We start from the raw sequence: 16,913 nt of genomic DNA, 5'->3' as shown, positions 1-16,913 counted from the left end.
GCGTGTGTCGCTCAAACAACAAGTTTTTATGATCAAGCGACAAAAGCCGTTTTGGTCGATTTTACTGCTGTTTTTAGTTGTTCTGGTATTTGCCGTACACGGCTCGTTTGCACGCCTGAATGCCTATGTATACAGCCAGTTTAATCAATTGTTTGAGCAGCAGAGCAGTGATATTGTGGTGATTGAGTCGCCAAATTTGCAACGCCAGCAATCTGAGCTCATCACTCAGCTACTTAAGCATAATGTCAATGCCGTTGTTGTGCTTTCCGATGTTGTGTCAAAACAGAGCATGTCGTTTGCCAATGTGTACTTTCCCTTCGCGGATCCACGTTATTGTCTGCCAGACATACAACCTTGGTTAGGCTATAACATGGTGCTCGGTAAGCCTCGGGAAAAGTGCCAAAATGTCTGGCAAAGCATTTATGGACCGCAACACCTCAACACCGGTAAACTGATCAACTTTGCGCTGTCACCCAGCGCATTACCTAAGTTTTCCAGCACCCGGTTGCTTGAAGAAGATGTCCTGCTCAGCCAGCTCGAAGGTAAAGTTGTGTTAATTGCTCAGCAACAACTCGGTTTTAGCATACCACTGAGGGCACCCAAGCTGCATGGTGCAAACAATCCGGTCTATCTGCATGCCTATGTTGCAGACAGTCTGGAAAAAGAACAGTTAATTACTCGCCTGGCACAGTGGCAGTCAGTGGCGTTACAACTGGGGTTGCTGGCACTATTACTTATCGTATATCAGAAGAATACGCTCACACTAAGCATCATTATTGCAGCCTGTTTATCTATTGCAGGCCTGCTGGCCAGCTATGTGGTGATGGTCACACTCCAGTATTTACTACCCATAGGTCAGCTCCTGGTGATTAACCTGGTGACTATGTTGTGGGTGTTTTTCTCCCGTAAATGGCTTGAAGAAAACGAGCTGCTCGAGCTGATTGCTAATGTCCACCAGCGCATGATGGGTCGTTATTTACCCCGCTCGATTAGTACCGAAAGTACGCCCTGGGATGCCATTATAACCCTGGTGAATCAGCAACTGGCACTCAACCGCTCTATTTTTCTTGCTCGCCTGGAAGGTGATCACCGACTGGAAGAGATCCGCGCCATTAACTGTCATATTGAAGACATCGTAGAGCAGCGCCGCGATTATCAGCGCCCGCCTTATTCCGACGCCATAAAAGCCTTTGGTGCCGTGCAAACCTCACGTCCCTTTTTCAGTGGGCTTCAGGAGCTTGAACGCCAGTTTGTTGTGCCTTTAATGTATGCAGGTGACATTCGGGGGTTTTGGGCAATGACGGTGATCCCGAATGAGCAGTTCGATGAAAAAGCCTTTGTAAAGAATGTCAATCGCTTCGCCAGTCAGATTGGTGAGCTACTGTTCCATTACAGAATGCTGCAAAATCAGCAACGTGCCTCCTTGAGCCCCCTGACCCGAGCACTGACTCTGACACTGGAAAAACCGCTGAGTCAGAAGGTAAAGTCGGCCATTGGTGAAATGGAACAAAAGCTCTCTACGCTGGAGCAAGTTTTCAATCAGATCCGTACGGCTGCGGTGTTATTTAACTTGTTTGGTCAGGTCGTACAAACCAATCAACCGTTGGAACAGCTGGCTAAAAAGCATCACCTTGCACTGTTCGAAATGACCGCTTTAGATCTCTTGGATAAAATCACTTCGATGCCAAAAGAGACACTCAAAGGCAAGCTGCGCTACCTGACCCTGCAACAGGGTGAGCTATTTCTGCCGGCAACACTCGGCACAGACACTTATATCCTCAATATTCGCTCACTCTCCGCGAATCAGGTCAGCAGTACCATAGGAGAGCCTTTTTCGGTTGCCGGTATATTGTTTGAATTTATCGACATCACAACTCTGTTGCAGCAACTTGAAGACCCGCATGCACTGTTGAGTAAGCTTACGTCTGTGACGCCAAGTAGCGATAGCGACATCAATAAGGAGCGCACGCTGTAATGGATTGGGTGTTACCACTTTTTCCAGATGGAAGCGGGCTGGGCCAGTCTGTTATCACCACCGTTTGGGTGGGCATTGCCGTTGTTTGCATGCTGAACTTGCGTTTTGGCTTTCCGCTCACTGGATTGGTGGTGCCCGGATATCTGGTGCCCCTGCTGATTGTCAGCCCCGTGTCTGCCGTCGTTATTGTGATTGAAGCCATCGTTGTCTATGTCTTGATGCGATTTAGTGCCAAAGTAGTGATGGAGCGGCTGGGATATGCAGAAATGTTTGGCAGGGACCGTTTCTTTGCCATTATTCTTATCAGTATTCTGGTCCGGGTGTTTATGGACACCTTGTTCTGGCCTCAGGTAGGTCAGGTGTTGGCGCTGTGGGATATTACCTTTGACTACGCGGGGCAACTTTACAGTCTGGGCCTAGTGATCATTGCTCTGACCGCTAATGTGATGTGGAATGGCGGTTTTCGCTATGGCATGCGGGTAACATTAGTCCAGCTGGCCATCACCTTTATATTGGTGCGGTTTGTTCTGATGCCGTTTACCAATTTCAGTATCGCTAACCTCGCTATCATGTACGAAGCGGTTGCCGCTTCTATCCTGGCAGCACCCAAAGCCTATATCATCCTGGTTATCACAGCCTTTTTGGCCTCTCGGGCCAATATTCGTTACGGCTGGGAGTTCAATGGTATTATGCTACCTGCACTGCTGGCGCTACAGCTCATGCAACCCAGCAAACTGCTCACTACCTTTATCGAAACGACGGTGATCTTGTCTCTGGGCGCCATCTTGCTTAACTTTACCCGACTCAAACATGCAAACTTTGAGGGTGCCCGGCTGTTGCTGTTGTTTTTCAACATTGGATTTATCTACAAGCTGCTGCTGAATTACTTTGTGGTCGATTACTTTCCGACACTCAAAGCTACAGACACATTTGCTTTTGGTTATATGTTGTCCACCTTGCTGGCACTTAAAATCTATCAGAAAAACGCTCTGGGTCTGGTACTGCGTGCCACTTTTCAGACATCCATGATCGGAGGCCTGCTGGCATTTGGTATCGGTTTCGCCATCATGTTTGTGCCATCTCTACTCCACAGCCCAACACAACCGGCGGCGGTTGATGAAGCCCAAAGTGCGCCACTGAGTCATCATGTCAGTGAATACAAAAGCTACCTATACACCGCAAGGTACGATTTGCTGAACCTTAGCCATTATCAGCAGGCGCAGCAGTTGCAACGTTTTAGAGGTGCCATTCGATTGCTGAATGAGGACCCTCAGGATCCCGATATCCAATACCGTGCTGCCCAAGTGCTGGCCGAGCTGGGCTTCATACTTATTGATAATCCGGCCACGTTAGTGATCAAGGATGCCCAGACCACGCACCCCAGAGGCTTGTTTGCACTGGCAAAATCTCCTGTGCGAGAACATATAGTGACCGTGCCCTATCCGACCAGTGAACGTCTGGCAGGTGATGCCGCCGGGCAACTATTTGCTATTTTAGGGAGCAGTGCACTGGCTCTGGGCACTCGGGTGACACCATCGGTAGCCAGTCAACAGACACGGCCACAAAGCGCCTATTATCAGGCCTTCATTAGCGCACTAAACACCAATCAGGTGTTGCAGCTTAGGGCCATTAACCAATACACACGGCCGCAGTTGAGGCAAACGCGCTTTGTCGACAACAGTCAGTTTTGGATTTACAACCAACTGCCCGACTCGTTGTCACAGCGTCAACTCACCCGCCTGTTGGGATTTGAGCGCAGCCAGTTCGGTCTGCTCAGTGAGGACAACTTGCCCTATCCAGGTTATCAGGGAGCCATGCTGGAAACCTACTTCGACAACCTGAGTTACGCTACCCTCTTGTCACATACAGCAAGAAGCAATGTGAATGCACCTCAGTACCCTGTCGAACGGCTCAGCCTGTCGCTCGAAGAGTTGGTCACTCAGTTTTCTCAACATATTAGTGCCAAAGGAAGCGGCCATTTTCGTATGCTCGCAGAAAACGAAGCGGCACTGTGGGAATACGAGGTCCTGGAACCTTTATTCAAACTCTCCTATGAGCTACGCTCACGCTCGCTGGATGAGGATGATCTTAATCGTCTGCAACAGCTTAATCGACTCGCCAACATGGTAGGCTACCGCCTGCAACTGATCATCAATGATACCCATCGTCTGGTGATCATCAGTCCTTTGCCTGAAGTCAGCTATTACCAGCAAGGACAGGGATTTTATGCCATTAACCTCAATGCCACTGTGCCACTAACCATTCAGGTACCGCGACCGCTATTCGAAAGTAATACGCTACAGTTTGCAACTGACCTGTTCCAGACCAGTGGCGCCCAGGCACTGCTCATTGCCGGGGCCCATCCATATGCCAGTGAACAAGCCAACGTAATGGCGCCGACTAACACGCGGACTCTTTATAATGTGGTACACCAAAGTGCGGTGCGACACAACCCGGGGATGCCGGTGTTAAGTTTGCAGGTTCGGAGTCACAGCGCGCCTTCGCAGATCCGCCCCAGTGCCATTGCGTATCAATTTACTCAACCTGATTTTCGACATACGTCTACCATTAATGCACTGCATAAGGCTATGAAGCGATTAGGGGTAACAGTAGAGAAAGTCTCTGGCCAGATTGCTACCCGAGGGCTTGAGATTGGTTCGTCTCCGCAGTCAGGCTATCGTCTATTTAGTCCAGACAGTGAACTGGCGACCCTATGGCTGGCTTCCGATTTCAAGCAACACTATGCTGTCTCTGAACAAGCGCTTCAGGAGCGATTGCTTGCCGTCTCCGCACAACCCAACTTTATGCAGGTACGCCTTGCTGCAACAGGACCAGATGACTGGGTGAATTTATCGCAACAACAAAGACAAAGACTCAACACGATAATCAACCGCTATGCACAAACCCAGCATCTGCCTTGGTTAAGTGCCTTATGCGACGGCCAATCAGGCTGCACTTTGCAAGCAATCAGACTTTCCGACAATGGGTTACTCGGCCTGCAACTACAGTTGGCTGGCAAAACCGCTGCGGTTTATCTTGCGCAGCGCAACCGGCTAATTACGCTTGAAGCACTCGAGCAAATGATGCAAGGAGGGCCAAATGTACTGGATTAAGCGAGTACTACAGGCGCTGCTGATAATCCTCGTGCTACTGGCCGGATACCGTGTTGCACTGCATTTTTATGTCTGGCTGAATTCAGCTGAACGTATTGCGGCGCGCAGTGAAGAAGAAACCCGCTCTGTGGTACACTGGCTAAGCCCGGATCGTCCGCTCATTTATACTTTTCCTACATCACGGACCGTTGCTATTCGCGTACTGTCGAACGCTATATTTGCCAGCCAAACCGTTTTCGATAAGCCAATCAATTATGCAATTGAATACCGGCTGCTGGACAGTCAGGATAATGAACTGGAGAAACATGTTTATCATCATGCTTCTAAGCTTGCACTGGAGGAAGGCCAGCAACAGGTTAAACAATTGATTGAGGACCGCCAGGCGCTGGCTGTCACCTCTGGTCAATCATTTTATGTTGACTGGCAGCAGCTGACTCGCGCCAGTAAAATTTCCTTACGCTTAATTCCGGAAGAGCCCAGTCTACGCGGCGTTGTGGTGCGTATCCATGGTAAGACCCCAACCAATGCGGACGATGTGACCCGGACCTGGCTGAAGTTACCTCAGCAATGGCGGGAGCGGATGACCAGTTATCACACACTGGGCAGCAGTGGTCTGCAGCCGTTGCAAATTACCAATGCGGTCTCTTACGACTGGCGAAAACTGGCGCCACAAGGGATCCCCGGTATCGATTTTGACGCTGATATTCTCTATGAGTCTCTGCCCTATAATGTGATCACCTATGATTTTTCTGCCGAGCAATTTGACTTGGACGGATACTACACCCGACCAGGGCTTGCCGCCTCGATACGCCTTACCAATACAGGGGACCTGAGCGTACAAACTCAAGGAAACATCAGTGACCTGCAGCTAGTCTGGCACGACCTCACACAGCACCAATCGCCTGTGACACTGAGCATGATAAAGACGGATGACCCGACGCGATTTCTGTTACCGGATCTGCAACCAGGATTGCTGGTAATCCGCTCTCGCTCTGAGATGATCACTACCTGGCGGGACGAGTTGGACCAAGTCGTTGCACCACTACACAGCTATTACTATCAGCTGGATGAGGCCAGCCTGGCCGAGTTCACCGTCCAAGGCGGCAGCGATATCCAGCTCGATATGCGTGGTCCAGTGGGCAGCACAGTACAGGCAAAGGTGTATGATGCCCAGCAGCAGCTACTGCGCTCTGAGGAGCTCGTTCTAACGGGTTTGAACAGTGGCTTTGACCGTTTAATCACCCCGGAAACCCGACGAGAAGCCATTTCCGACAGCGAAAAAAGATTTCTGCGCTTAAGCCTTGAAGCACATAGAATCACGCTCGGCAGTACCGAACAAGTCGCTGTAAAAATGCAGAGCCGTCACGGTGCAATGCATCATCAGAACTATGTATGTGCCACGCTCTGTGATGCGCCACAAACCGGCTTCACTGAGGTCGGAGCCTGGTTTAGCCAAAGTGCCGATAACGAATTTGATTTTATTGAGCAGCAGAAAATCCTTAAGGTGCGGCTATTCAGCGCACCGCCTCCTTTAGAGGAAAAACAAACCGGCTACCTGTCGCAAGCCCTGTTTGTGCGTTTACCGGTATCGAATACTGCACTGGTCTACAGTCCGCCCAAGTACTTTGCACCACCACAACCGGCAGCTCCGTTTCAGTATGTGCCACTAGAAAGTCTGGCGCAGCTGCAACGCGCTCAGCTCAGCCTCCAACAAAGTGATCCAGCCTCTGCGCCAGTTCCCCGGTTAATTACTCTCAGTGATAATGGGATCCGCTACACCGAGCAAGACATCACGCAGCTGGATAGCTTGCCGGATTTATCAAGTACGTCTTCGCAGTACTTTATCAATCAGGGGATGCCTCGTGATTACTGGAAAGTACGCTTGTTTCAGCTACAACCAGGACAGACGTTGATCCAGGATTATCGTGCTAAAGACAAGCCGATGGCGATAGTCATTAAACCCTTTGTCCGGGGCGAACGTCCTGAGCATCCACTCGTGATGAGTACCCAACTGGATGGGCGTTTTAGTCGTGCCTTTAGCGATGAATACAGTATTTCGCGCAAGCGCTATGCTTTGGCTCCTGAGCAAGGTTTACCCGCTTTTTTACTGCACCCGAAAAACCCGGAGCTAACTGCATACCCTTCAGTCACGCTGACTGTTGGCTCGGACATTGAGCAGTTACATCAGCTAAGCCTGTCGGCGGAGCAACCCCTGTGGTTTGCCTTGCTGGAAGAATATGCAACACCACCTCCTCAACCGCAATGGTGGCAACATGAATATTAAAGCACTTTTTTTCCTGTCATTACTGCTACTAGCTGATAATGGATGCGCAAAAGAGACACCCGAGCTGCAAAGCCCCAGCTGGCAAGTGTTGTACAATTGGTTTGCACAACCGGTTGCCTTGCCACCCTGGCAATTGCGAAGCCAACCGGGGTTAATCACTTTACGTGCCAGTTCAGCTCAGTTTGGCGGTGGTGATCTGTATTTTCGCCCTGAGGGAAGCACCTGTATGCTGTCTGTGCCTCACCAGTTTCATGATCAACTGACTGGCAAAATAGGTAAGGCCGTGTTCAATACTCGCTGCCAGGTCATGGTCATCAATACAGAGCACCGTAATGAGCCGAGTCCGGATCTGTACAGTATGGACTACTCACACCGTCCCAGTGGTTTGCATGCCGCTGCGGCACAGGCTTTCGCTCGGCGCTATCCTGTCAGTCATTTATACCAAATACATGGCTTTAATCAGAACAAGCGCCGCACAGCACATGGCCGTCTGGCAGATTTCATTATTAGTCAGGGCAGACAAAATACCCCAGATTTGACACAATTAGCTCAATGTCTGTCAAAGATCAGCGAGCATACCTATCAATACCCGCATCAGGTATCTGAGCTGGGTGGTACACGCAATGTAATGCATCGTCTCGGCTTACCCGCGGGATTTTTTATTCATATTGAAATAAGTCGCCCAATGCGAGAGCGGCTGGTATCAAACCCTCAAACTCTGGAACAGTTTGCCCTATGCCTTATTTGATTGTTTTGCTCCTGCTCCTGACAAGTGCTTTGTTGCCTGCGCAGGCACAGCCAGCGGCACTGCACAGTGCACCAGACTGGTTCGAGCCCGGTACATTGCAGCTGCATCGTAATGCCGCGGACATCAATCTGGATGCCGAACAATCACGTTTCATCCTGCTTCCGGCTGGCCGCTGGCTCAGTCTGCAGAGCGAAGTACAGGTCATTCAAATGTGGCAGGGACAGTCTCCTCACGCCATGCAGCGTATTACCCGGGCTGAACTTCAGTGTGAGCAAAACCGGTGTCAGCTGCCTGCCGCTGGCACTACACGCCTGATCCGCTTTTACAATCCGAGTGAAGAGGTCCAGCAATTCTCAGCCTGGCAAGGCCTGTTTCATCGACACCGGGATCCGTTTCGCATTCCGGTCAAGCTGGCGCTACCGGCAATGCAGCTCTATGAAGCGCAGACCCACACCACACATTACCGCTTAAACGACAGACAGAGTATTCAATTGTTTTTTGCCGAGGCAACAAAGCTCAGATTAAACGCTCGGCGTATTCTGCCCGACCCGACGCAGCCAGGTATAGTCTCTGCACGACTGAATGATGCTTTAGTCAGTCAGATAGACTTGAGCGATACCCCAGCCGAGGAATTTGCTCCTCAGTTGCGCAAACATCGCCTGACCCATGACGTAAAACTCAATGATGACCAGGTTATCGGCCTGGCTAGCAGTGACTATATCGCCGTACCAGCGGGTAGTTACCTGCGGCTCGAAGCCCAGGGGGATACTCTGCTTAACCTGGTGCGTATGGAGCGAGGTTTGTTTGATACCGACGCTGCACAAACCTGGCCAGAATCCCTGTTTAACCCATACTGGACAGATAACTTGCAATGGCACCTGGAGCAGGTCTACCAGCACCACACTATCTCGGCTTTACACTCAGCGGACCTGGCGCAAAGCAGTACATTGGGGCGTCAGCGATTGTCTGAGCTACAAGATACGTTAGGCACAGTGCGTTTTTTACAGCCAAAACGCGCCGAACACCCGTTTACTACTCACGTTAATGAGCAAACGGTGACGCAGGCTTACCGCCATGCAACAGACCGCCTGTATGCAACCCAACAGCGTCAGTTGCTGCATTACCATACCCTCTCGGGCCCTGTTCAGTTCGAACTATTTGATCAACAACGCCTGTCCCCGACACTCAGACTGTATACCCGCACAACAAGTGCCACCCAGCTGACAGTGGAAATAGACAGTTATCGGCACACCATAGATCTCTTGCCATCCGGACATTTTGCCATGCTTGAGCTGCCTCTGCCACTGGACGCACAGCAACTCAGTGTCACAGTCAACGACCCCATTAGAGTGGATCTTGCTCTACGTGTCAGAGAGTTACAATCTTTGCCAAACAATGCCGTTTTATATCAGCGCCCGGGTCTGCTCAGAGACAAAAGCCCGGCTATTGCCTACCGTTTGGAACAACAGTTACAAAGGCTTGCCCATTCCTATCAGCAAGGCTTGTCTCGATTTGAGCTGACTCAACCGCAACACACAAACACTAAAAACAGTCTCAGTGCCAGCCACTGGCACTATCGCCTCGGCGAAGCAGAAATGATGGTAAAGCAAGATCCACAGCAGGCATTGCCTTTATTGAAGTCACTGATAGACAGCCCGCATCAGGAAGTCGTGATCAGAGCCTGGCAGCTGCGTCTGACCGCTTTTTCTGCGCTGGGAGAACATAATACTGCGGAGCGTTATCTAGGCGCTCTGTTAAGCCACCCTTACCCTCAGTTGCAACACTATGCCGCTCAGCAACTATTGAATCACTATCAGAACACTCGTTCAATTCATCGCATTCAGGGCTTGTGCAGTACGTGGCACAAAACGTTGCCTGCCTGCGAAGAAGCACTACGTACCAGTTTTGTTGAATTACAACAAAACCTTTATGCTCTGTGGCTAAGCCATGACATACGTAAAGACAATGATGTCTTGCATCCTGTCCGACAGCAGCTTGGCTATACGGAGCCTGCCAGCCATCCACCGGCTATTGATTACTCACTACATCACCATGGTGTCAGCACACTGCTCAGCGAAACAAGCAACACCTCGGCGTACCCTCTCGTCAATCAAAGTATCACTCTTACCGCCCATCGTCCTATGGTTCTCAGAGTCAGTGCCAGAGCAAAGGCCGCAGAGGCACAACAAGGCGAGATAGTCTGGTTGCAAGCACATCGTTCAGCACAAAGTGATATAATACCAATATTTAACGACGTGCCTGCGACGACCACGCTGCGTATTGACGAGCAAGATCAGCCACGCTTATCCATAGCCAGTACCGGTTATTTTGCACTCCAACCAGCAGAGCAACTCACTTTTAGTAGTGACCAACTGATACTGTTACAGTTTGATGCATTACCGCCTGCGCATACTGTTACTTCAGACCAGGATCTGAAAGGAACTTTGTGGCAGGACGACTTTATGTCGCTGCTCTATCAAACACCGCTTGGCGATACACAGTCCGATGCTTTGCAACGCACTCTGCTGCTCAATGCGCTATATCGTCTTGAACGCCAGACACTGAGTGAATATGAATATACCGCCCTGTCAGCAAAGCTGATGCAATCTCCCCCCAACCCGGCACTGGACATGCTGTATAACCGCATCCAGAGCTTTGGTCACTGGCAAGCATTCGAAGCATATCAAAACTATGCGGGCACCCAACTGGTCGATTTATCTGCGCTGTCCTCACGCAGCGCCGCTGAGCAGTTTAGTCGTCATACCAGCCGAGATGACGAGTTACCAGGATTGATTTTACGTCCTAACCATAGCCTGGCATTGGATCTGAGGGAATTGCAGTCATTGCAGATCAGGCTGGTCTTACATTTCGCCAATGCGGAGTTATTGCAACAACATCAGCGGCCGCAACTGAGTGTTGAACGAGCCAACGACAACGTGCACTGGCGTCTTGATAGCAACCGCAGCGAACTTGGATTAACTCGTGCAGATTTAGCCAGCGGGAGACTGGTTCTGCGTTGGCTCAACCCGTTTGCCGCACAGCTCCTGAGTGTTGAGGTAGAGGCTTATCAACAAGGCCGCTGGCAAACCATCGACTTGGGTGCCGAGCAACTCTTTTACTATGGCAATGAAAACAACCCAATCACCGCTAAACTGAGTAAAGACGCCATTCTTAAACTGGAATATGTCGAGCAGGATACCCGTCGCGAGCAGTCAGGTTTTTATCCGGCCGGACTGCTGACACTTTCACCACAAACATCGAGCCTGGCCAGACTTTATCGCTGGCAACTTGATCCCAATCGCCATAAACTGGCCGTAGCACCGCCCGTACAGCCATACAGAGTGCGCCAGCCCACACTGGTATATACCCCAACAAAAACGCATTACCGTGACCCCATTATGCAGAGCGATGGCAACCTCACCCATGTTGAAGGCGTCATGCAATACAATCGGGATGGTATCTATCAAAGTAGTGAACCGCTGGGATCGGAACACACACTGGATTTGGGTATACGGTTGCGTAACCGACATAAGCAACACTGGTATCGGCTGGAAAGCTTCTTCCGCCTGAATAACACCAGTGAACCGTCATTCAGTATCAATGGCCAGTATGACTGGCTTGATGATGAGGACGACTGGTTCGCCAAAGCGTTGTGGAATAACCGCTGGCAAGAGTCACCACTGAGCCGGGAAACACACCTGACCAGCCAGTGGGCCGTGACCATTGGAGAAATTTGGCGCGAGGATCAGCACTGGCGCCATCAATGGTGGTGGCAACCGTTTTATTACTACACCAGTATTGAAAAAGACGACTATCTGGCGGATGAGACCATCAGTAATGCTATGTTCAATTTTTATCGATACAACCACAGTGATGGCTGGCGTGGTGGTTACCGTATCCGCCATCAGAGTCGTGTAGACAGTCAGCTCAGTGCCGAACTTTCCACCACCTCCAATGACGACTGGACTTCACTCGATGTGGCTTCATTAAGTGGTGTCTGGCAACAATACTATCAGGGACATATTTTTTCAGTCGGCCTGAGCAGTGGCTATGTGTTTGCCGATGATCACCGCCCCAATGCGACCTGGCAGTATCTGACAACGCTGGGCTGGCAAACGCTGTTCGACTTTAGCGAAAACACCGGCGGCTGGATCAGCCTGAACTGGACACAGGATTGGTTCCGAAATAACCATAGCATTCGTTTCGAGGTCACCCTGGGCAATTTGCAGCGCAGTGGCTTTGACCCGTTTGCACATGACGAGATTATCTTTGAATCGCTGCAATTGACGCATTTTTTAGAGCAGGATTTGTATGGCAGATAACCAATTAAAAAACCAGCTTCAGGCAATATTATTTGCCGATACTGAGCAGTTCTGGTTGAATCTGCACCGTCACAAGTACCAGCAGTTGATCGATGAGCTGGCCGGATGGGAACTATTACAAAATCAGCCGAAAGACGAACAGTTAGACTATTGGCAGCTGCTGCAGAGCATTGCGTTTTTGCGCCATAAAATTGAGCGGCTTCACGAGCAGCTGGAAGGGCATGATGCAGATTATCAGTCGTTTGTAGAACGACTCAGCAAAGCCGAGCTGGCTACGGAGAAACAACTACATATTCTCAAGTATGCGGAAACGTTGGGGGCTTCGGGCACTATGCTGCAGCAAGACAAGCAAGCATTCGCTCGTTGGTTCGATGAAGGTGCCGTCATAGGACGATATCAAACACTGGTTGCCGATCTGGAGCAAGATCTGCGCTTTTTTATTGCCAAACTCGGTGCCCTGACCAACCGCTATCTGCGTATGTCAGATAATGAACTGGAACAGGCCTGGAAAAAGTTGGATTTACAGCCCTTTTTCTTGCGCTTAATGGCCACCAGTAACAACGCCCACGTCCGTCATGGCATGATCCGCGCTCTGGTCAATCAGGTTTCCGTGATCAATGAATTTAAAGCCGATCCGGACTTGGACAGCGAACTGGTTGCCGAACTCATAGAGCTACTGGATGCAGAAAATACCCCTTACCAGGCCATTATAGATATTCTTGAAATTCTGATCCACCAGCGCCCGACCTTTGTGCGTAGTTATATGTGGGCCTATGTAGAGACAACGCTTGGTGATAATACATCTATCCATAAGCATAATGATCAGCTGTTCATTGTGGCTGCCATGCCTCGAATTCTGGCCAATAAGTATCCACTGGCAGAACGGGATATTCCACTACTGCGTGAACTGACACAACACCCGTTTGCGCGTGTACGCCAGGTGTGTATTGAGCAATTGCGCAACCTGCCTGACAAGTTGGCTAGAGAATTACTGGAACAACGCTTCGAAAATGAAGTAGTCGACTCCGTACGTTTCACCCTGGTTAAGCAGCTTACCGCTGCTCGTTTTGCTGCTGACGGGTATGCGTTTGAATTATGGCGTTCCCATCTTCTTGGCGAAGAATGTCTGGAAGTTAAGCGAATGTTGTTGGAGCAAAGCCCCAGACTCATGCTAAATGAGGCCGTTGAAGCAACACTGGACGATACCTCAAGCAATCAAGACACAGTTTTAATGCAACGTTATCTGGGTGTATTAAATCAGGCGCTGGAGCGTGACCCCAACCTGGCAGTCAGACGCTATATTGCACGTACCAGAGAGCAGCTAATCAGCTTCACGCATCAAAGCCTGCACGCACAACTTGCCCAGGCACTGGCTGAGCAAGAAACTGTGTACCTGCCCGGCGATATCGATCAGGATACACTGGGACGAGCGCTCAGCATGCTGGCTCAGCACGAGCAAAGCTTTAACGCCTATCGTGAAAAGCAAGGCTGGCGGATCCAGATAGACTACAAACGCCGCCGGCGCTTCTGGCGAGTCTGGCATGAGTTTTTTACACCCAGTACAGACAAGCGTCAGAGCTTCAGCCATAGCAAAGCCAAAATCCCTTCTGCACAACTTCATGTACCCAGTTGTACCACGGCCGAGATCAGTGCAACAAATGTCCCTGGTGAAGCGCTTTACCACCTCAAAGAAGCCAGCGCGCGGCCACATTTGCCCCTGCCTGACTATTTATTGTCGGTACTCAGTCAGGATCAGCTCAAGACCAGTGGTAAAAACTACACTCCCGATGGTATTTTGGTGGTGACACCGCCAAAGCGCCTGTGGCAGCGGGTCCGGGCTTACTGGCACTTGTCAGTCAACTACGCTGAAATCGATGGCCTGCGCAAGGGCAATGCGCTGGAGCAGCAAAATTATATTGCACAGCTACGCAAACTGGGCTTTGACCTGGAGTTTAAACCGTATGGCAGCGAACTTGACTGCACTTTCCCGGTTGAGCCGGGTATTGCAAAATTGTTTGCCCGGGCAGGCGTGCCTGGGGTATTGGTTAATCTGGGCTACAGTTTTAAAGAATACCTTTACTCTATTTATCAAAACAGCATAGGTCAGCTGGTGTTTTTTGTGTCGACCTTTATTGCATATTTCTGGTTTCGTCATATTCGGCTAAATCGCAAAATTCGCAGCAACCGTGCGAAAATCCCTGTGACCATAGGCGGCTGGGGCACCCGGGGAAAATCAGGTACCGAACGGCTCAAAGCGGCCTTGTTCAGTAGCCTGGCACTGCGTGTGGTCACTAAAACAACCGGGTGTGAGGCCATGATGATTTTCGCACGCAGCTCGGGGGAGCAGTATGAATTACCCCTGTTCAGACCCTTCGACAAAGCCAGTATCTGGGAACAAAGCGATGTACTGGATTTTGCCCGCTCGGTGCGCGCGGATGTTTTTTTATGGGAGTGTATGGGCCTGACACCCCGATATGTGCGGATCCTGCGTCGCTGGATGCGCGATAACTTCACCACCATCACCAATACATACCCGGATCATGAAGATATCCTCGGCCCAAGCGGTGTTGATGTAGCACGGGAAATGGCCGCCTTTATTGGCAGCCACACCCAGATCTTTACCGCCGAACAAACCATGGCCCCGATTCTGAATCGGGCAGCGGACCACAAGCAATCTACCCTGATCCAATTGCACTGGGGTGATGGTTTTCAAATCACGCCGGATATCCGCGCCTTATACCCGTATGAAGAGCACCCGGACAACATTGCCCTGGTATGTAAAATGGCCCAGTACATCGGCATTGATAAAGATTATGTATATAAAGAGACCGCCGAGCGTATTGTGCCGGATGTTGGCGTACTGCAGCATTTTACAGCGGCACCGGTTGATCATCTGACTCAGTCTTTCGTCAATAGTATGTCAGCCAATGAGCGCCTGGCGACCCTGGAAAACTGGCGTCGTCTTGGCTTATTCGACCTGAACGACAAACCAGAGACACAAACCATCGCGCTGCTTAACAACCGTAATGACCGGGTTGCACGGTCAAAAGTATTTGCACAGATCCTAGTGGAAGATCTCAGTTTCGATCATATTGTGGTGATCGGGAGCAATGTTGATGGCTTCGAGGCTTATCTGGATCAAGCACTGGATACCCGGGTTAACCGACTGATTGATAACAATGACAAGCAAGATCTGATGCGTCTGCTGACACAATGGAAATGCGGAGAAAGCTCGGAGCACTTTATTCAGCAGATAAACAGCCTGTTTGAAACTCCCCTGTTGGATACAACGCACTTGTTTGATGACAGCCTGTTGGCGGCAACACTGACTGAGCATATTGACGATAAAGCCCAGCAAGGTATTGTCCGGTTGCGGGTCCAGAATTGGCAATTGGCGCACTCCCTGAGTGCATTAGAAGACTTGGCAGCAAACCGCAAACAACTCAGCCGAGTGCTGAGCAGTATATTGCACAGCAAATTACTCCTGTTAGACAATCCCCATATCACCGCGGATGAGCTCACCAATCGGATAGCCCGTCTGGGGCTGGCCGGGCAGCATCAGTTAATTGTCGGCATGCAAAACATCAAGGGTCCGGGACTAAACTATGTTTATGCTTGGCAACACTGGCATACTTTGCATGCCAGCTGTGAACGGCTGCTGGAGCCACAGATCAGTCATGCTCAGTTTCGTCGCGATCTCAATAAACTGACGCAACTTGATAAGGTCAACCGTATTGAGCGCGACTATTTTTCACAGATGCTGCAAACCCTCAGCAAGCTCCCTCAAGCACAAAGCGAATTCGCTCAGGCCGAGCTCAGCCACCTGGCCGAGCGGCTCACTCAACAAAGCGCCAGCGACGAACAAGCTGTGGGGCCAGAAAGTCTCTCTGCTGTTACACGCTTTGTACTGCAAGTGGTTGAGTCGTTTCTTGACGCCGGTGCAGCGGTAAAAAGAAAGAAAACCGCTCAACAGGTTTATCAGGATATTGCCACACAGCGGATCACGCCGGAGCGCGCCATCACGGTGCTAGCAGCGCTGAACCGGGGCCAAAAACCAGGCTGGCTAACAGAGTGCTGGCTTAATCGCGGCAGGGATTAACGCTCATATACCTATTTGCCCACATCAGCCTAGTGTGGGCACGTTCCTTGCTCCAATCATTTGTGAATGACTCTGATACCGTTTAGTTTCGCATTATGCACTTTTATTAAGCGAAATGGCTGTGACAGGCATAGCAAAATACAAAACTGTGCAAAATGCGAACTGTGACTGTCCAGATGACATGTAAAAGTATTAGGTACACAAATGATAGAAACCAATCCTTTGGTACCATTTTCATCCTCTGATACTGAGGCATAAATCGGAACTAACAGTCATTTTTTGATTTCTAATTGACCAAACCGTGTAAAAGTAAGAAAATGGGATTAGTTAAAATTGATTAGGGATAACATTTTATTTACACAAATAGAATTT

6 protein-coding genes are annotated in these 16,913 nt (G+C 50.2%); all 6 read left to right on the top strand.

Annotated features, from left to right (window positions below; genetic code table 11):
* Positions 1-28: 28 nt before the first annotated feature.
* From CWB98_RS16160 to CWB98_RS16135, 6 genes are read left to right on the top strand one after another with little or no spacing between them, the layout of a single operon-like run.
* Positions 29-1,975 carry a hypothetical protein gene (locus CWB98_RS16160; protein ID WP_138545800.1) on the top strand — a complete coding sequence of 649 codons (1,947 nt, stop codon included), beginning with the start codon at positions 29-31 and terminating at the stop codon, positions 1,973-1,975.
* Complete coding sequence (locus tag CWB98_RS16155) at positions 1,975-5,088, top strand: poly-gamma-glutamate biosynthesis protein PgsC/CapC (protein ID WP_138545799.1); 3,114 nt, start codon at positions 1,975-1,977, stop codon at positions 5,086-5,088. Before CWB98_RS16160 ends, CWB98_RS16155 begins: the two co-directional genes overlap by 1 nt.
* A complete protein-coding gene (locus tag CWB98_RS16150) occupies positions 5,075-7,372 on the top strand; it encodes a hypothetical protein (RefSeq protein WP_138545798.1) in 2,298 nt (765 codons plus the stop codon). Before CWB98_RS16155 ends, CWB98_RS16150 begins: the two co-directional genes overlap by 14 nt.
* Positions 7,362-8,120: a hypothetical protein gene (locus CWB98_RS16145; protein ID WP_171045683.1), complete on the top strand. Its 759-nt coding sequence runs from the start codon at positions 7,362-7,364 to the stop codon at positions 8,118-8,120. The genes CWB98_RS16150 and CWB98_RS16145 overlap by 11 nt, the downstream gene beginning before the upstream one ends.
* Positions 8,108-12,442, top strand: coding sequence for a hypothetical protein (locus tag CWB98_RS16140; RefSeq protein ID WP_138545796.1), 4,335 nt, complete (start codon positions 8,108-8,110; stop codon positions 12,440-12,442). Before CWB98_RS16145 ends, CWB98_RS16140 begins: the two co-directional genes overlap by 13 nt.
* A complete protein-coding gene (locus tag CWB98_RS16135) occupies positions 12,432-16,541 on the top strand; it encodes a poly-gamma-glutamate synthase PgsB (protein WP_138545795.1) in 4,110 nt (1,369 codons plus the stop codon). The genes CWB98_RS16140 and CWB98_RS16135 overlap by 11 nt, the downstream gene beginning before the upstream one ends.
* Positions 16,542-16,913: the final 372 nt, after the last annotated feature.

The sequence above is a fragment of the Pseudoalteromonas rubra genome (assembly GCF_005887115.1).
GTDB classification, from domain to species: Bacteria; Pseudomonadota; Gammaproteobacteria; order Enterobacterales; family Alteromonadaceae; genus Pseudoalteromonas; species Pseudoalteromonas rubra_F.
This window is presented reverse-complemented; position numbering and strand designations above follow the sequence as displayed.